Source organism: Phycisphaerae bacterium (genome assembly GCA_017999985.1).
Taxonomy (GTDB): Bacteria; Planctomycetota; Phycisphaerae; order UBA1845; family Fen-1342; genus JAGNKU01.
Window position 1 is genome coordinate 103,724 of record JAGNKU010000004.1, and the last position, 18,797, is coordinate 122,520.

Genomic DNA, 18,797 nt, shown 5'->3' on the forward strand with positions numbered 1-18,797 from the left:
GGCTCACTCCCCCCCGACGAAACGCAGCCCGAATATCACTACGGCGACGATGGCGGCCGCCCAGATCGGCAGTAGCGTATAGCGCAGAATCCGGTTCACGGTGACGCCCTGGAAACCCGCGATCCATACGTTCGCGGTGTTTGTCGGGTCGCACACACCCTGCAACATCCCGGCGGCCAGGATCGCGCCGAGTATCGCCGGCGCGGGCAAGGCCGACGTCGCCAGCAGCGTCGCCGAAACCGCGAGCCCCATGCCCCACACGTTCAGCGGCCCGCGGTACAGCGCCAGCGGCGCCGCGAGCGCAAAGAGCACAATGTAGCCGACCCGCGAACTCGGCACCGCCGCCGAGAGCAGTGGCCGCAGGTAGCCCTGCACCGGCGGCGTAGACAACGCCATCACCAGCAGGCCGATGCCCACCATCAGCAACACTGGCGGCATCACGGTCTGTGCCCCTTCGATCAGCGAGCGGGCCAGCAAGCGCACCGCCCCGCGCCGCCGACAGACGCACACGAACATGTATCCCACGGCGATGGTGAACGCCGTGATTTCCTCCACGCCGGCAAAGTACACCAGCGCAACGGGGATCAGCGGGGCCAGCATGAGCCGCGCGGGCACGTCCGGCTGGGCCGGCGGCTCGGTCGCCGGCCCGGCTTGAAAGCTGCTCAGCAGACCGCGACGTGTGCCCCACCAGATCCAGCCGACGCCGCACACGAGATACAGCCCGACCATCGTCCAGAGCATCGTGTCCAACTGGGCCGGCGGCAGGCCGTAGAAATCCAACCACAGTCGGCGCGACACCGGCTGCAATGTGCCGCCCATCGCGATCGCGATGAGGAACACGCCCGCCGCCACGATCGCGCTGAGTCCCACCGAGCGCAGCACCGGCAGGATGATCGTCCCCAGCATGATCACCGTGCCCAGGCCGCCCACCGACGTGAAGATGCCCGCGGTCACCAGCAGCACCGCCAGACTGATGAAGAATGGCCGCTCGCCGGCATACTCCGCGGTCCAGTACACGAGCCGCTCGGCCACCTTGAGGTTCTTCACATACATGGCGAACATGCCGCCGAACACGGTGGCGATGATCGCCGCAGAGAGGTGCAGGCTGCCCGCGCGGATCACCAGGATGAAATACTCCTTGAGATACGTCGCGGCACTGAGCAGCCAGAACCACCACGACGCCGGCGCGGGCAGCGCGGCATGCCGCGTGGTCCATTGCCGGCTCTCGCGGCGCAGGTCGTCCACAAGCCGCTGCGCGCGCGACGCGGAGTCGGTGGAGAAAGGCTGTCCCGCGAGGCGCGCGAGCGGCTGGAGCCGCGCACTGATGGCCATGGCGGTGCTGGCGTCGTCGAAGCGGGCCCGCGGTCCGGCGTGGTGCGGCGGCCGCGCGAACACGTCCGGCAGCGCCGCCAGACGCGCGCCCGCCTGCTGCTGAAACTCGGTCTCACGTGTCCGGATGCGCGCGAGCTCGTCGAGCAGGCGTGTTGGCAGCGAATCGTCCGCCCGCGCGACCGCGGCCTCGAGCGCTGCGACGCAATCCGCCAGGAAGCGCGCCTGGTCGCGTAACACCGCCATTCGCTCCCAGCGCAGCGCCCGCCACTGCCCAAACCGCGACGGCCCCGCGCGCGGCTCGGCCTGCACCGTCCGGCGGCCGAACTGATCCACCTGCTCCGTGGTCACCAGCTCGACCACTTCGCCCGGCTGAAAAAGGTCCGCCGCCGCGGCCACCAGGAGGAACGCCAGCGCCATCAACGGCAGTGCCAGCAAGGCCGAGAGCCGCTCGAGGAACATCAGCAGCGCGAAGCCCAGGAAGATCAGCAGCAGGATCGTGCCGATGAGATAAGTCATGCACCGCCGTCAATGCCAACCACGTCCGATCGTGCCAGCGCGAGCGCGCGCAGCGCCGCCGCACAAGCCTGCACGTCCGCCGGCGGCAGGCATTGTAGCCACATGTCCGCGAAGCGTCGCGCGGCCGCTTCGCCGGCGTGGCACTCACCGTGCCTGCGACGCGCAGCACAACGCCGCGCGTCAGCCATCACGTGCCACAGCTCGTGCCCCAGGGTCCGGACCAGCTCCGCGTCTGACCGGGCCTCGCCGCACCCGTAGATTTCGATCCGTCGCAACACGGGATCCCACGCCCCGAAAACCTGTCGCCCCCGGCCACACAACGGCTGTGTCCGCACCAGCAATCCGACACCCAGCCGCGCTAGCGCGGCGCGCGGCTGCCGCAGCGCAAACGTCGCCGCCAGGCGCCGGGCCCACGCGCTCAGCACCGCGGCAGGCGGCACCAGTGCACAGGCCGCGGCGCGCCGCAGCAGACGTGCGTGCCGGCCACCTCCGCAAGAAACAGGCCGCTGTTGCTGACGCGCGTCACTCACGGCAGACCGAATCGCAACTGAAAGCTGGCCAGATCAGCGAGGTCCACGTCCGTATCGTCGTCCCAGTCAGCGAACTCGCACGTCGTGGCGGCCGGTCCCGCGTCGGGGCCCGTGATACACCCCGCCACCGCCGCAAAATCGGCCGCGGCGACCGTCCCGTTCCCATCGGCATCGCCCAGCGCATAGCCCGAGAGCACCAGCTTCACACCGTCACTGCTTGTGTACTCAGCCGCATCGCTGTCTGCGGTGGAGACGGTGACCCGCCGCGCGAGAGGGCCGGCTTCGAAGATCCAGCGGCCGATGGGCACCCATTGGCCGCCGTTGGCGCGCTGGTCGACCAGCACCGTGGACTCGCCGTTGTAGTGCGCGACCGTATAGCGCGCCGCGTCGTTGCGGTTGCTGGCCGCAGTGTACCAGACGTACACGCTGTAGCGGCCGTCCTTGGGCAATTCGGCGTGAAACTCCGCCGACTTCGTGTTGCCACCCGCCGCCACGCGTGAGCCGAGGCGCAGGAAATCCGGCTGCGCGGAGTTCGCCCAGGCACCGACCTCGACGTAGCGCGGGCTGCCATCGTGATCGTCGATGACGCGCTGCACGTAACGATCACTGACAAACGGGTTGTAGGCCGGCGGCTCCCACGGCCCACCGGGTGCCGGCAAGTGATCGATCTCATCCTGGATGGCGATCTGCGCTGTGTACTGGTGATAGACCCACAGGCAGCCGTGCGGTACGCCTTGGCTGACTGCGTACTCGATCTGGTCCGCGACGAGCGACCAGTCGTTATCCTCGGATGCGCGGTAGCCGACACCAAGCTTGTCCAGATGCGCCGGAGCCTGGGTCTTCTGCGTGTTGAACTCGGTGATGAAGCTGCTGAGCGTGGTCATGTACATCTGCGGCATCACCAGATCCATGTAGCCGCCGTTCACCCAGTCCGACCAGCGCTGCATCATCTGCGTGATGCCGTACGATCCCAGCGGCGAACTCGAGACGACGATCTCCGCATTCGCAGCCTGCACGCGGTCGTAGAACTGGTGCATTGCGTCGTTGACCAGCCCCTCACGGAACGTCACCCACGTCGCGTTGTTCACGTTCGTCGGCGGATAGACGCCGTAGATCACGTAGTAGCGGTTCTTCGTGCAGTCCTCGTAGCCGTACTCACGGCCCGTGTCCTTGCGCCCCCAGCGAATGCGGTCGAGCTGGATGTCGTCGAAGTCGTAGTTCTCGGCCAGCTCACGCACCATGCCCGCGATCATCGCCACGCCCGGCTCGGAGCCCGGACTGATGAACACGAACCCACCGTTCTCGCCGGTCACCGCGTCGCCGAAGCGATCCCGTGCCAGCCAGTCGGGATGCGCCACGGCAATGGAATGCGACTGTCCGCCGAGCGCAAAGCCGTATTCGAACCAGGCCCCGACCTTCAGTCCTTCATCGTGGAAGATGTCGAGCAGGCGCGCCGCGTAGTCCGTGGAAGCCGATGCCCAGCTCCCACCGGCGCTCTTGTACGCCTGCGACGGCCAATAGACCGTGCCGCCGGTGTACATGGCGATGTAAACCGTGTTCATGTGACCGGCGCGGATGTTCTGCGCCATCGCGCGCAATTGCGCCTCGGTCTTACCCAGATACGTATACTGCGTCAGCCAGCAGGCCCGCACTTCGGGCACCGCGTCACCCGGCGTCTGGGCGACGAAGCGCACCGCGTCCGCGACAATGCTCTTGCCCGCCTCCGCCGCGCTGGTGAGCGTCACGCGCCCCGCGGTGCCCGCCGCGAACTCATACGAGCCGATCGTATACCACTGCGACCCATTGACGCGCTGATCGACGTACACGTCCGCCGTGCCGGTCGCATGCTCGATCGTGTAGTGAGCGTTGCTCGGGCGGTCGTAACCACCACGGTACCAGACGGCGACCTCGTACACGCCGCCATGTGCAAGCGTGGGGCACCACTCCACTTCGCCCGGCGTCAGGCTGGTCGATCGATACCGATAGTCCGCCCCGTACTGACCATCGACCGAGGCCGTCGCCCAGATCTCCGAAAGCACGACAAACCCCGCATCGGTGTTGTCGATCGTGATCACCTGGGCCACCGCCGTGGGAGTCGCAACCAGGATCAAAACGCTCAAGAGCCCCTGGCGCCTGATGCAACCGCCTGCTTGCACGTGGAATGCTCCTGTCGTTGGGAAATCAGCCGCGCCGTAGCGGGGTGAGCGCAGACCCGTCACAAGCGACGCCGATTATTGTTATATAACAATCTAACGGCCATTTGCACTTGAAACAAGTTGGGCGCCGTCGCATCCACCGCCGTTCTGATGACATGCCTATCCAGCGACCAGCCGAACCACACGCGAGACAACCCTGGTCCACCACGAAACCCCAGGCGTTCGCTGCACCGGTTGCATGCTCGGCCCCCCGCAGCCGGCAGGCCCTTCGTCGGCATCTCCCCGCATCCAAGGTTACGCCGAGCGGGCACAGTGACCACTTGAGCCTGTTGAATAGGCACCACTCGAGCCAACACCTAGACTGCACGGTTGTAGTATGCGATATGGAACAATTATGCAATATATTATAGGACTCGCATAGTCACATCGTCTGCGCACTCCGCTCTGGTCGCCGCTGACCAACGAGCTGAGTTTCACTGGCAGCAGGCCGGTAAGCGCTTGCATCACGCTCTTCTTTGTTATATAATTATTTATCGAACTTACGACATTGGGGCGGGTGCGGGACTGGACCCGCATCCCGAGGTTTGGCGGGTGCGGTACGCACCATTTCTTGGACCAGGAGGAGAACATCATGCTGACACGTATCACACTCATGCTTGTCGTGGGGGCGCTGGCCAGCGCGGCCGGTGGGACCAGCATCACGCTCGAGCGCATCGCCACTGTGGACTTCACCGGCCAGATTCAGGGCGACAACCTGACCTCGGTCGCCTGGGACGGAACCAATCTCTATGTCGCGCCCTACACGAATACGGCGCGCGATGTGGCGATCACCGCGGCCGACAACGCCCTCACGGCACCCATGTTTCGCTCGTTTGGCGCCGTGACCGTCACCGCCTATCGCGGCTACAGCGGCCTGACGATCAACCAGTTCGGACAACTCGGCGCCGTCGTTTGCTCGACCGGGGCCGCGCTGGGCACCAACGTCGGGATCTATGACGCCGCCACCGGCGCCCTGATCACCAACGCCCCGTCCACGGCGACGACGGCGGGCGGCGGCGGTGCGCCGCGCACCGGTCCGGCCTGGGATCCGATCAAAGGCGGGCTGGTGTTCACCAATTTCGGCTCTGGCCGACACCGCCAGATCGACGCCGCCGGCAACGCGCTGTGGACGGATGCTGCCGGGCCGTACAACTACGACGCCATGTGGGGCACCGCCTGGATGGACACCGACATCGACGCGAATGGCAACGTCTATTCGCGCGAGGGCCAGCAGATCATCAAATTCACCCGCACCGGCCCGGACACGTTTCAGGCGCCGTTCACCGCGGATATGAACCTCACTCCGCAGTTTTACCCGAGCGATGGCGACGGCACGTTCGGCCTGAACCTGGCGATCCTGGAAGGCTTCGACGTGATCCTCTGGAACGACCGCACGGACACGGGCGGCGGCCAGCTCGCCGAGAACGTGCTCAAGGCGATCGACCTGGAAGGCAACGTCGTGGATCTGGTTTTCGCGAACAGCCCGTCGGACTTCCTGGGCAACGCGATGTTCGACTTCAGCTACGACCCCGTGTCGCAGACGCTGGCGGTCTCCGAGTTCAGCTCGAACCGGGTGTACATCTACAACGTGACGCCGGAGCCGGCGGCCCTGGCTTTGCTGGCCATGGCCGTTGGCCTGATCCGTCGTCGCTAGGTGGACGCGGGGCAGGGAGGCGTCGCCGGGCCCCGGTCGGCCCGGCGACGACCAGCCCCGGCGCGCGACGCGGATAACCGGCGCGGATGAGGTACTGCCGGCGCGGAGCGTGGCAGGCGCGCGGCCGAACCAGCGACGTGGGAGCAAGCGCGGCATTGATGCGTCACATCATGGAGAGCGTGGTCATGAAACGGATCGCCCGAGGCTTCACGCTGATTGAATTGCTGGTCGTGGTCGCGATCATCGCGCTGCTGATATCCATCCTCCTGCCGTCCCTGTCCGCGGCGCGGGAAAGCGGCAAGCGCGCCGTGTGCGCATCCAACCTGCGCAGCATCGTGCAGGCGATGATCGCGTATTCGATGGACAACCGCGACGTCATGCCGCAGCACGAAGGGGTCGAACCGAGCTACGTATACGTAAACAAGGGCTCGGTGCAATGGCATCTGGCCGAGCTGATCCTGCCCTACATGGGCACCCAGAACATCACCCGCAGTGGCCCCAATGGGACCTTCGCACCCATCGATTTCGAACTCTCGGCGCCACTGGGCAAGATTTTCCATTGCCCCTCCACCGGGAACGCCACACGCAACAGCGCGGCATCCTGGCAGAACCCGTCGCAGTGGGGCTCGTTCATGGATTATGCCCAGATCTGGAACTTCGTCGGTCCGTCCGCGATCGTCAGTGGCGACAAGGTCGAGGCCGCCACGGCCGACGGCCTGTACCGCGTATTCGACGACGATCAACTGACGATCATCCCGGACACCAGCAATCCCTATCGGCTTTTCCGCCTGCCGTACTCGGTAAGCCGACCGATCATGCAGCTTCCCAAGAGTGACGGCCAATCGCGGGTGCCGGTCATCCAGGACTACCTCGTCAGTGTCGGCAAGACGGCGGCCCAACTCCCCGGAGATTTCGACGCCGGCCGCCTGCGGCCCACTGCCGGCAATCATCGCTGGACAGGCCGCGCCAACGGCTCCGACACCGGCCAGCTCAAGGGCGGGAACTTCGGCTATGACGACGGCAGTGTGCAGTGGCGTACGCTCAGCGTACTGCGCCCCCGGTTGATGATCGATCGCACGTTCCAGGGCGGCTCGACGCGCCCAACGTACTGGTGGTGACCGGCGCGCCGGCATTGTCCGGTCCGCACGCGCCGCTCCAAGGAGGAATCCAGATCATGAAGCTATCGTGCCGCATCTTGATACTGCTCGGATTGACCGGCCTGATCGGCGTGCCGACCGCGTCAGCCGACCCCAACCAGCCGTTCGTGCTGGTGAATGTCATTGACCTGTATGAGTTCTTCAGCGCACCCGAGGGCGTGCCGCTGGATCCCAGCGACCCCAATTTCCCCAGCGCGTGGAATCCGGCCAGCGGCCCCCCGCCGAACTACGCCCTCTACCGCGCCGACCCGCGGCTGGGAACCAACCCAGGCGCGATCACCGTCGACGGCGACCGCCTGTGGATCAGCGGTTACCACAACGGCTACAACTATGAGGGCAGCACGCTCAACAAGCAGTTGGCGTGGTACAATTCGCTCGGCGTCGGCGAGGTACAGAACATCCTGACCACGTCCGGTTTCGACGGTTCGCTCGTCAAGTTCCTGAACACCGTGCATTTCGGCCCGGGGATTCGTAACACCGATTCCTTCACCGGAATCGATCTCGACCCGGTCGCCCAGATCCTGTATGTCGCTTTTGACGACATCATCGACCTCAACCCCACCTTGCTGCCGCCGGGTGCCGATCCACAGGTCGGCTCGTACATCGCGGCCGTGGACGTTGATCCGAACAGCCCGGCATATGGCCAATTCCTGTGGCAGCTCAGTGATCCCTTCCACCCCTTTGTCCCGCCCTTCGAGCCAGGCGACCGGTTCTACGGCGGTGTGGCGGTCGACCCGCTCGATCCGACCCGCCTGTTCGTGCCACAGAACGGCGGGCCCGCCGCCGCGGAGTTTGGGTTCCGCGTCATCGACGCAACCAACCCCCTGGGGCTGGACCCCAACGACCCGGCGACCCGCGTGAACATAAAGGACATTGACGCCACGTGTCCCGCGACCTTTTACCGGGGGATCGCGTTCGACGCGGTCACCGGCGACATGTTCGTCCGAAACGCCAATGCGGCCGAGCGGATTCCGCGCAATCCGAACCTGCCGACCGCGCCGTTTCGTCCGGCACCGCGCTTCATCGAGGAACCGGCCGGCGGGAACGGCGTGGCCAACACGGTGGCCACCGGCGACGACGTGCAACTGATCCCCGTGAACGGCGCGACGGCGCCCGGCGCCAACATCATCGCGGCCGGTGCCAACGGATTGATCGATAGCATTCCCGCCGGCGATGACGTGTACAGCGCCACGGAACTGGTGAATGAACGTCCGATCGGCAACAAAAACCTCCCGGACGACGATGGCGAATGCAACGAGGACCCGGTCAACGGCTTCCCGAATGGCCCGTTCGCGCAGGGCCAGGGGCTGGCCGTCGTGTCCGCCAGCAATCTGGTCAACCTGACCGAGGATCTGGTGGTGGCGAACAACCGGCCAACGTTCGGCGGCAATCAGTTGACTGACATCCGCTTTTTCAACCTGTCGGGTGCGCAGGTGGCACAGCTCCCCATCCCGTGCAGCCCGCTCCCGAGCGCCAGCACGGGTCTGGCGTATTACGACCTCGACTACGACGAAACCGGCGGCACGCTGGTCGTGTGCAGCCTGGAGGATCGTCTGGTCTATGTCTTCAAGGCACAAACCACGGACGGCCCCGCCTACCCGCAGTTCGACTATACGCGCAACGGCGTGACCGACATGCGCGACTTCTGGGGCTTCCAGGCGTGCTTCACCGGGTCGGAGCTGCCGCCGGATGCGCCGCGCCTTTCGCTGAACTGCATGCGGATGAACACGGACAGTGATTGTGACGTGGACATCGAAGATTTCTGGGCCATGGAGGAAGTCTGGAACACGATCGGTGGTCCCTAGCCCCGTTCGGCAGCATTCAGCCGGGCACGGCAACGACGTGTCGTTGGGTCGTGGGCGCTGGCGGCGAGCGAATCATGCAGGAACCTGGCCTCAATCACGGTTTGACGCTTCGGCGGGTCGACCATCAGAATCCGACCCCCAAGTATCTGCAGGCGCGCGAGATTCTCATCGGCGCCATCCGCGCGGGCACGTTGCCCCCAGGCACCAAGCTGCCCTCGACGAAGGAGATCGGATCGCTCGTCGACATCAGCCTGATCACGGCCCACAAGGCCCTGGAAGGTCTGGTGGAGACCGGCTGGTTACGCCGCGAAGTCGGCCGCGGAACCTACGTCCGCGAGGACGTTGACCCCCGGAACGGCGTGCAAAGACAGCTTTTCATCGGCCTGATCCTCGATCGACACGTGAACATCGACGACTACTACCACAGCACGATCATCAACGCGCTGCGGCGCGCAGCCTGGGCCGATGCACGGCGGGTCGAGTTCTTCTTCCACGACCGCTGCGACCTGCGCGACCGACGCCGAAAGGACGTCGGCGCCATCTGCGTGCACCCCGTCCTGGAGATGCAGGGGCAGGTCGAAGAGCTGGCCCAGCGTTGCCCCGTGGTTGTGCTCGGCGGGACGCTACCCACCAGTCGTGTCGTCTGCGTCGATTGCGACAACGCCAGCGGCGCGCGTGCCGCGGTCCGGCATCTGCTCGAGCTGGGGCACCGGCGGTTCATGCTGCTCTCTGGCCCGCTGAGCCTGAGCAACGCGCGCGACCGCGTCGTGGGCGCCACCGCGGAGCTGGCTAAGGACGGGATCACGCTGGAGCCGCAGGAACTGCAGGTCTCCCGGGACAGTGTGATACTGGACGACGACACAAAGGTCCGGCTCGAGCGCCGGCTGACCGGTCCCGACCGCCCCACGGCCATTTTGGCCGGTGGGTTCTACCTCGCGCTCGCGGCCATGCAGACAGCGCGCCAAGCGGGGCTGGTCATTCCGGAGGACGTGTCAATCATCGGGTTCGATGATCCACCCTCGGCCTCCCTGCTCGATCCGCCGCTGACGACCGTGCGGCAGCCGCTGAATGAAATGGCCGCCCAAGCTTACAGCCTGACCCGACGCTCCATCGTGGACCGGCAACCGGACGCACGCGCTTGTCTGTTGCCGACGGAATTGACGGTGCGCGGCTCCACGGGGCCCGCACCCTGTTGACGTCTTCTACCCGGTGCCGGACGGCAGTCGTCCGGCCGGAGAGACATGCAGGACATAAGAAGTAACCGCCAGCACCCATGCTGGGCACGTTGCCAGACAATGACTGATCGGCAGGAGGAAATCATGCGTAACATGCTCATCGCCGCACTCGGCATGCTCATGACCGCCAGCCTGGCCGTTGGCCAGACCGTGACGGTCAGCCTGGAATCGCCGCAAAACGGCCTGACCCTTGCCCCGGGCACGACGGTGGAGTGGACGATCAAGACCACCGTGTCCACCGGCGACAATGCGGGCTTGGCCCTGCTCGTCTGCGATCTGGTGCAGGACCCCAACAACCCGGCCAAGTTCGATATACCGCCGGCCGCCCTGTCCAGCGTGGATGCGACCATGGCCCAGTTCAGTCGACCGGCAGGCATCTGCAACCCTGGCGAAACCGTGCCGACCTCGGGTTACACGGGCGTGCAGCGTGGGACCCCCGGCGCCATGAACCTAGTCCAGATCGGCGGGAGCCAGAACACGTTCGGCCTGCCCGGCGCGACCATGGGCCAGGACGTCAACGTGCTGGGCGGCATCGGACAAAGTGGACCCCAGGTGGTGGCGGGCGGTTCGTTCGCCGCGCCAGGCGCGAGCGGCACCTACATCTTCCGCGTGGCGAACGTCCTGGCCAATGTGTTGGAGAGCATCAGCGCGCCGCCGAGTCACTCGCCGGTGCGGACGGCGACCACGACGCTGCTCAACGACGGGGTGATCACCTTCGCGGTGGGACCGCAGTACTGCCTGGGCGACTTGAACTGTGACAACCAGGTGAGTTTCGTGGACATCAACGCGTTCGTGCTGTACCTGTCCAACTTCACGGTGTGGCAAACCACGTACACCGGCTGCAGCGCGAAGAACGGCGACATCAATGATGACGGCACGTATCCGAGTTTCAGTGACATCAACGCGTTCGTGACGCTGCTCAGTACGAACTCCCTGCCGATCATCTGCCCGTAGGCCGATGGCAGGCGGGTTGTGAGCAGGGCGCAACTTCCGCAGACCGGTCGATGGAATCGCGCGGCGTGGTCGATCGCCGCCAATCTCGCCGAACGCAACGGCCGCTACACGAAAGCCGATCGCGGCACTTCTTCATGATCGCACGCGGCTCGGCGCAGGAATGCGGCCCGCTGCTCGAACTCGCCCGCCGGCAAACGCTGCTTTCCGACGACCGCCACAGCCAGCTCAAAGCTGCGCTGGAGGAAGTCGCGCGCGAGCAAATGGCCGCGGCCTGCCTTCTTGACCATGCCGCTTCATCGAGTCGTCGCCACGGATTAGAATCGCATCGGCTGGGCTCTTGTGGGCCTGCGTGCCTTCTGCGGGCGGTGCTCACAGCGCGGGAACTTCACAGCGGGATAGCGCATGCCGCGTCAGCTTCGACGCAGACTATGGTGGTTGGCGACGGGCGCGGCCGGCGCACTCGCCGCGCTCCTGTTGATTACGTCGTTCGCGCCGCTCTCGTTCGATTGGGGCGGCGAGCGCCTCATACTCCGCGACGGCGGCGCCGGACTAACCTATTGGGGCATCGGCTGCGAATGGGCCGATCTGGCCCATTGGCCGCGTGTCGAAATGCGGTTCAAGAGCCCATGGGACGGGGCCGATGGTCCGCTGCATTGGTACTGGCGGCCAGTCAAGGGCGGCTTCACATTCAGCTCCAACCAGCGAATCGCGTATTTTCCGCTGTACATGCTGCTGCCGCCGCTGGTCCTGGCGGCCTGGTTTCTGCGCGTCCCCAAGTATGCATTCTCTGCCTGCCAGCGCTGCGGCTATAACCTCACCGGCAACGTCAGCGGGCGGTGCCCGGAGTGCGGCAAACGGGTAACGTGTAAATGTGAGCGCGGAGTAGTAGAATGACGCAGTCGCGGCGATTGCGGCCTGTGGCGAAGTGGGGCGCAACCACCGGGTTCGCGCTCAGCGTCGTCATGACCGTGTTCAACGCGCTGACGTCGGTCAGCTGGGGGAGTCCCGAGGGCCATGTCTGCGTGTACCTCCAGAACGGCGATTTTCACTGTTGTTGGACCTGGCCCCAATACGTGCGGGCGGGGGAGCCCGGGTGGTCATGGGGCAGTCATGATTTGTTCTTTCCGCTTGCGCCACCCGGCAGAATATCACGGGTGCTCGGAACGTCTGCCAATTTTGTAGGGTTGACCGGCCGCGATTGCTCAGCGGCGGAATACCGCGTAGGACGGGCGGGGTACATGCTGTCCCTTCCTCTCTGGTTGCTCGTAGGCGTGACGTTCGCTGCATCTCTCGCTCTTTGGCGGCTCGACATTTCTCGGCGTATCTCGACAAGCCGCTGCCAAAGCTGCGGCTACGACCTCACCGGCAACGTCAGCGGCCGGTGCCCGGAATGTGGGCACGCGATGGATGGAGGTGGCGGGCATGCAATCAGCAATTAGGTCCGCATTAGCGAATTCGCCTGCGATAGCGCTCATGCTGCTGGTCGGTAACGCCGCGTGCTGGGCAACCGGACCGCTGTACCAGACGGATTACCAGATCTCTCAGCACCCCATCGTCGTCGTTGCCACCTGGGACCGGGCCGCCGTCAGGGAACACCACCTGATAGCCGGCAACGTCTGCAAAGAGCCGGAGGCATTCACGGAGTTGAACGTGCTCCGCGTCCTGTGCGGCGACCTGCAACCTGGAAAGCACCAGCTCATGTTCGGCTGGGGGGTCGCGTGGAACGCGGACGGCAGCGGGCTGGCAACCTGGACGTCAACGGATATCCCCGGGGATGTGGATGACATCACCCAGCCCAGCCTCTGGTTCCTCGACCGCAAGCGCAGTTGGGACGCCGCCGACCCGCTGGAATACTTGCACATCCCGTACTATCGCGCAGTCCAGCCCCTCGCGCTCGAGCCGTACTTTCAGGCGCTGCTGACGCCGGATCGTGACCGCGCCGTGATCGCGCTGCTGCAGGCGGGCGACCCGCTGATCGTCCGCCGAGCGCTCCGCTACGCGTGCGGCGAGATCTGGCCCTGGCCGTTCGGGCCGCGCGAAGGCGACGAACTGGCATACGATCGCCCGCACGAGCGCGAGCGTCTGCTCGCCGAGGCCGCCCCCGCCGTCGGCCGCATCATCGACAGCACACTCGAGGAGCTGCGCCCACTGGCGGTCGCGGTCTACGCCGAACTGGTGAAAACCGAGCGCCAGCCGCGCCTGCGGGCGTTGCTGGCGGATCGCAACCCGACCGTGCGCGGCGTCGCCATCGGCCTGCTCACGCGGGACAAGGACGCGGCCAGCCTGACCGCCATGGCGACAGCAGTCGCGGGCGTGGACGATGCCTCGGTCGCCTGCAGGATCATTGACGCCGTCACCGCCTGGGATGAGCCGCGGGCAGTGCCGCTCCTGATTCCCTTTCTGGAGAACGATCGCAGCGCATACCGCTACGGCGATGACTGGGGAATTCCGGCGCTCAAGGCCCGCGCGGCGTTGCACGCGCTGACCGGGTGCTGGTTTCCGTATCGCGTGTCCGCAGCGGCAGACGCGTGGTCCCAGGTCGCAGACCTCGCGGACCGCCCACAACAGAAGCGCCGCCTCGCGGAGCTGCTGCCCGACCCGGAGTTCCCAGTGACGGCGGAGCTGGTCGGCACGGCGCGCCCGGCTTCGAGCCAGCCCGCGCCGACGACCGAGCCGACGCGCGTGCAGTCAGCCCTGCGCGCGGGGATGTATTTACCGGCGGACGACGCGCTCGTCACCGTGCGGTTGCGGAATGTCATCGGCCACCCGATCACGATCCGGCGCTTCCCGTCGGCCGTGAACCTGCAGTGGCCCGGCGGCCTGCACGACTATGCTGCCGGCCCGCAGCCCAGTGAAGAGACGAACGCCGACTTTACGGACCTGACGCCCGGCGAGGTGATCGAGTTCGAGATCGCGCTCTACAGTAGCTTCCTGCGCGCGGAGCCGGACCGCCGCATGTTGCGGCTCGAGTACGCGCGGTTTCCACCCACGTGCGAAGAGCACTGTTGGATCGGCATGCTCTCCGTTGAGTTTGGGGCGCTCTGGAAGGAGGAACGGAAGTTCGCGTGGGTCGAGGAGTGCTGGCCCAACGGAAACCTGCGGGCGAGAGGCCAGACCCTTAACGGAGACCGGTTCGGCGAGTGGCATTTCTTCAACGAGGCTGGCGACCGAATCAGGATTGTCGATTACTCCGGCGGCCACGCCGAGACGGTGTGCAACCCGGCGCACTCGGACAACAAGAGAGCTGGACGGCGACCGGCGACTGCCACGCAGACGACGGGACCGTAGCCGAGTGCACGCTGCTTCAACGACGCTCCGCGCCCGCCGGCTGAGCGCGAACGCGGGTGCGACAATAGCCAAGGTCCGATAGCCTCCCGCCGCGTCCACCCGAGCAGGCCACGCCGGCGGAGTGCTTTCCGCCAATTCGCCCTCAGGGTCCCGTCGCCGCAGGTGTACAATGGCCGCGGGGAGAAAGGCGGTGCGCGGATGCGGTTGGCAGGTCAACCGGGGGCTCAGGCGGTCGCTCGACGGCGGGGTTGGCGCGGGGTCATCGCGGTCGTCGTCTGTGCCGCCGTCGTCATTGATGCGGGTGCCCAGACGCCGGAGTTCCGCGCCATGTGGGCCTCGCGGTTCGACTGGCCCGCCCCCAACGAGGCCGCCTGCAAGGCGAACCTTGACGCGCTCATGCAGGACCTGGACGACGCGAACTTCAATGCCGTTTTTCTGCAGGTTCGCGGCCAGGCGGACGTGCTGTATCCCTCGCCGTACGAGGTCTGGTCACCCCTCCTCGGGGGTGGCGACCCGGGCTGGGACCCGCTGGCCTACGCGCTCGCGGCGGCCCACGCCCGCGGCATCGAGCTGCACGCCTACATCAACATCCACACGTGCTGGCAGAGCTCGGCCCACACGCCGCCGGCCGAGCCCAACCACCTGTTCTACGCGCACTGCAACGCGTCCGATCCGGCCCACCGCGACTGGCTGCACCACGACAACCCCACCAACCCCGTGCAGTTCAGCGAGAGCGACTACGTGTGGATCGCGCCGGGCGTACCGGCGTTCCAGGCGTACATCCGGCAGCAGGTCCTGTACGTCGTCCAGACCTACGACGTCGACGGCGTACACTACGACCGCATCCGCACGCCGTGGTCCAACCAGCCCTCGTACGATCCGATCAGCCTGGCGCGGTTCAACGACCCGCAGAGCAACCCGGACGACCTGGATTTCACCGCGTGGACGGCCGACCAGATCACGCGCACCGTCCGCGACATCTACGCCGCCATCATGGCTGTGCGGCCCGAGGTCGCGGTCAGTGCCGCGGTTTACTCCAACCCGAGCACCGCGCCGGCCGCGCAGCACCAGGACGCGCCCGCGTGGGCCCAGACCGGCGGCCTCGACATCCTGGTGCCGATGATGTACTTCACCGGCGGGGCCGGCTCGACCTGGGACCTGCGGCTTCAGCAATGGCTTGCGCTCGACGGCGGGCGCCACGTCGTCGCCGGGCAGATCACGTCACAGGGCGTCACTTCACTCCTGGGACAGATCATCCTGACGCGTCAGCGCGGCGCACAGGGCAACAGCGTGTTCTCGTGGGGCTCGTTCACCTTCGGCGACGACTACCTCGCCAACGTGTACCAGACACCGGTCGCGACCCCGACCATGGACTGGAAAACCGCGCCCACCACCGGGATCATCGTCGGCACGGTGACCGGCAACGGCGTACCCGTCGTCGATGCGCAGCTTCACCGCGACGGCTCCACGTACACCGCCCTCGCCAGCGGCGACGGGTTCTACTCGTTCCTGCTCGTTCCGCCGGGAACGTACACGCTGACGGCCGCGCATCCGGCGTATTCCACAACGGTGGCCACCGGCGTGACGGTGGCCGCGGGGCAAGTCGTGCAGCGTGATATCGACCTGGGTCTGCCGTTGCCGCCGATCATCGCTGAAGTGACGCCCGATCCCGATGTCGTGGAGGCAGGCACGGCGTACACGCGTCAGTTGGCGCTGACACAGGGCATCGCGGATTCGTGGACGCTAATTGATGGGCCGTCGGGCGCCAGTGTGGGCGCGCAAGGCTTCGTGAGCGGCTGGACACCCGGCGAAAGCGAGATCGGCCAGATGTTCCTCTTCACGGTGCGGGCCACGAACGCCAGCGGCTCCGACGATGAGAGCTGGTACGTCGCCGTCGCGGGTCCGCCGCCCTGCCAAGTTCACCTGTTCACGGATTTCGACGCGTACGCGGCGGGTGAGCGGGTGTTGTTCAACCGGCCGCGCTACAGCGGCTCGACCTCGACCGACCTGCTGGCGGCGCCGGACGTGGCCGAGGTTACGACCGCGGTCACGCCATTCAGCCCGCCGAACTGCTACCTCGTGCAGTGGCAGTTCGTCGACACGGACCCGCAGCGCTGGCTGCGGCTGACCACGCACAACGCCCCGTATGTACCGAACCCGACGGTTGAGCTCGATCGCCCGATTCGGGTCCGGCTGCGACTGGATAGCGGCCGGCTACGGCTGGCGGTGGGCATACGCGAGACGGGCACGACTGCCGCGGTTGGCGAGGACGGCGGCACGACGGGCACGATTGAATGGGTCGGCGCTGCGACGGACCTCAATGGCGCGCCGCAGGGCGTGCTGGTCGAGCCGCAGCCGGGAGTCTGGCAGACTTTCGTCTTCGATCCGCTGACCGACCCGATTCTCGGGCTGAACGGCGACGGCGTGCTGTGGACCGGCACGAACAAGGGCACGTTCGAGCACCTGGCGTTCTCGATTGTCGATGGCGCCGGGCCGTTCACGGTTTACATCGACGACATCGATCTGCGATGTGGGCTGCCCGCGTGGGGCGATTTCGATGGCGACGCGGACGCGGACAGCGATGACTTCGCGCTGCTGGCCAACTGCCTGCAGGGGCCGGACAACGACCGGCCGCCGATGTGCGCCGCCGCCGACTTCGAGGGCGACCAGGACGTGGACCTGGGCGACTTCATGGTGTTTCAACAGGAGTTCACGGGGGAGTGACAGTACACGGCGGCGTCGCAGGGATGCCGACAACCGCGGCTGGGCTGCGCCAAATCGTGCCACCCGTTGCGCGCCAAGCCGCCGTGGCGCGTGTGACGTTCGCTCGCTCCCGTTGCCGGTTCGGACTGGGTCGCGTCGCGGGCGCGCTCACTCGTGGCGCAGGGCTTCGATCGGGTCAAGGTTCGCGGCGTGCCGGGCGGGATAGAGCCCGAAGATCAGACCGACTGTCACGCTGATGCCCACCGCCAGGGCCAGGCTGTACCCTGTCACGACCGTCGGCATGCCAACGATCCGCGTGATCAGCCACGGAATCGCCAAACCGATCGCCACGCCGAAGAACCCGCCGGTCGTCGACAGCACCATCGTCTCGATCAGGAATTGCACGATGATCTGGGCCCGCTTGGCGCCGATCGCCCGGCGAATACCGATCTCGCGCGTGCGCTCGGTCACCGAGGCGAGCATGATGTTCATGATGCCGATGCCGCCGACCAGCAGGCTGATACCCGCGATCGACCCCAGCACGACATTGAACGTGCGCTTGGTGGCTTCGGCCTGCCGCAGCAGCGCCAGCGGCACGCTGAAACGGTAGTCCACTTTGGGGTGAAACTGCTTCAACATGCGTTCCAGACCGGCGGCGGTGGCCTCGACGTTCTGGATCGCGTCCACCTCCACGATGAGCTGGTGCAGTTCCACCATCTCGCGCAGCATCGAGCCCGACGTGATGATCACCGTCATGTCGCCGTAACGCTCGCGCGCGACTTCGATCGGGATGTACGCGTCGATTTCCTGGTCCGGCGTCTGGATGGCGCCGCCCTGTCCGGACTCGCTGCGCACGATGCCAATGACCTCGTAGTACTCGCCGCCGATCCGCAGTGTCTCACCCAGCGAGCGCGCGGTCGCCAGCAGCCGGCGGGCACCGTACTCCGTCAGTACGACCACGCCCGCGTGCCGCTGGGCGTCGCGCGGGGAGATCACGCGGCCCGCGATCACGTCGCGTTGCACGAGGTCAAACCAGTCGGGCGTCGTGCCGACGATTCGCATGTCGAGCTTGCGCTCGCCGAGGCGCCCCTCCTTGCGCACCAGCTTCACCGGGACGGTGCGCTTGATGGAGCGCAGCGCCTGCGCGGCGCGCTGCTCGTCCGCGTACAGGAGGCCGTAGACGCTCATGCTGAAGGGCGAGACGGTACCGCGGGACTCCTCCTCGACCGGCTTCATCGACGTGATGATGATGTTCGTGGAGCCGAGCTTGCGGATCTGATCGAGCGCTTCGCGGCTGGCCCCCTCGCCCACGGCCAGCATGGCCACCACGCTCGCCACGCCGAAGACCACGCCCAGCATGGTGAGGAACGAGCGCAGTTTGTGCAACGTCAGCGTCTTGATGCCGAGGCGAATGTTGCGATAGAGCTT

13 protein-coding genes are annotated in these 18,797 nt (G+C 66.3%); 8 read left to right on the top strand and 5 right to left on the bottom strand.

Annotated features, from left to right (window positions below):
- Positions 1 to 3 precede the first annotated feature (3 nt).
- The 3 genes from KA383_06935 to KA383_06945 all read right to left on the bottom strand — a co-directional run bounded on the left by KA383_06935 (position 4) and on the right by KA383_06945 (position 4,498).
- Positions 4 to 1,848, bottom strand: a complete 1,845-nt coding sequence (locus tag KA383_06935) for a hypothetical protein (protein MBP7745853.1) — start codon at positions 1,846 to 1,848, stop codon at positions 4 to 6.
- On the bottom strand, positions 1,845 to 2,288 hold the full coding sequence (locus tag KA383_06940; protein ID MBP7745854.1) for a hypothetical protein: 444 nt from the start codon (positions 2,286 to 2,288) through the stop codon (positions 1,845 to 1,847). Before KA383_06940 ends, KA383_06935 begins: the two co-directional genes overlap by 4 nt.
- An 86-nt stretch (positions 2,289 to 2,374) precedes the next feature.
- Positions 2,375 to 4,498 (bottom strand): family 10 glycosylhydrolase, encoded by a 2,124-nt coding sequence (locus tag KA383_06945; protein ID MBP7745855.1) that lies wholly within the window; start codon positions 4,496 to 4,498, stop codon positions 2,375 to 2,377.
- Positions 4,499 to 5,165: 667 nt separating this feature from the next.
- Here KA383_06945 and KA383_06950 point away from each other — a divergent pair.
- The 5 genes from KA383_06950 (at position 5,166) to KA383_06970 (ending at position 11,378) form a co-directional block, all read left to right on the top strand.
- Positions 5,166 to 6,227, top strand: a complete 1,062-nt coding sequence (locus KA383_06950) for a hypothetical protein (protein ID MBP7745856.1) — start codon at positions 5,166 to 5,168, stop codon at positions 6,225 to 6,227.
- Positions 6,228 to 6,412: 185 nt separating this feature from the next.
- Positions 6,413 to 7,345 carry a DUF1559 domain-containing protein gene (locus KA383_06955; GenBank protein ID MBP7745857.1) on the top strand — a complete coding sequence of 311 codons (933 nt, stop codon included), beginning with the start codon at positions 6,413 to 6,415 and terminating at the stop codon, positions 7,343 to 7,345.
- A 56-nt stretch (positions 7,346 to 7,401) separates the two neighbouring features.
- Positions 7,402 to 9,189 carry a hypothetical protein gene (locus tag KA383_06960; protein MBP7745858.1) on the top strand — a complete coding sequence of 596 codons (1,788 nt, stop codon included), beginning with the start codon at positions 7,402 to 7,404 and terminating at the stop codon, positions 9,187 to 9,189.
- Between the two features lie 74 nt (positions 9,190 to 9,263).
- Positions 9,264 to 10,385, top strand: coding sequence for a GntR family transcriptional regulator (locus KA383_06965; GenBank protein ID MBP7745859.1), 1,122 nt, complete (start codon positions 9,264 to 9,266; stop codon positions 10,383 to 10,385).
- 123 nt (positions 10,386 to 10,508) lie between these two features.
- Positions 10,509 to 11,378 (top strand): hypothetical protein, encoded by an 870-nt coding sequence (locus KA383_06970; GenBank protein MBP7745860.1) that lies wholly within the window; start codon positions 10,509 to 10,511, stop codon positions 11,376 to 11,378.
- 104 nt (positions 11,379 to 11,482) lie between these two features.
- Here the strand turns inward: KA383_06970 and KA383_06975 are convergent, their stop codons facing one another.
- Positions 11,483 to 11,665 carry a hypothetical protein gene (locus tag KA383_06975; protein ID MBP7745861.1) on the bottom strand — a complete coding sequence of 61 codons (183 nt, stop codon included), beginning with the start codon at positions 11,663 to 11,665 and terminating at the stop codon, positions 11,483 to 11,485.
- A gap of 115 nt (positions 11,666 to 11,780) precedes the next feature.
- Between KA383_06975 and KA383_06980 the strand changes: the two genes are divergently transcribed.
- The 3 genes from KA383_06980 (at position 11,781) to KA383_06990 (ending at position 17,390) form a co-directional block, all read left to right on the top strand.
- Positions 11,781 to 12,272, top strand: coding sequence for a hypothetical protein (locus KA383_06980; protein MBP7745862.1), 492 nt, complete (start codon positions 11,781 to 11,783; stop codon positions 12,270 to 12,272).
- A 579-nt stretch (positions 12,273 to 12,851) separates the two neighbouring features.
- A complete protein-coding gene (locus tag KA383_06985) occupies positions 12,852 to 14,666 on the top strand; it encodes a HEAT repeat domain-containing protein (protein ID MBP7745863.1) in 1,815 nt (604 codons plus the stop codon).
- A 198-nt stretch (positions 14,667 to 14,864) separates the two neighbouring features.
- On the top strand, positions 14,865 to 17,390 hold the full coding sequence (locus KA383_06990) for a family 10 glycosylhydrolase (GenBank protein MBP7745864.1): 2,526 nt from the start codon (positions 14,865 to 14,867) through the stop codon (positions 17,388 to 17,390).
- A 147-nt stretch (positions 17,391 to 17,537) separates the two neighbouring features.
- On the opposite strand, the gene KA383_06995 is transcribed toward KA383_06990, so the two are convergent.
- Entirely contained in the window at positions 17,538 to 18,728 is a 1,191-nt protein-coding gene (locus KA383_06995) for an ABC transporter permease (protein MBP7745865.1), read from the bottom strand.
- Between the last annotated feature and the right edge of the window lie 69 nt (positions 18,729 to 18,797).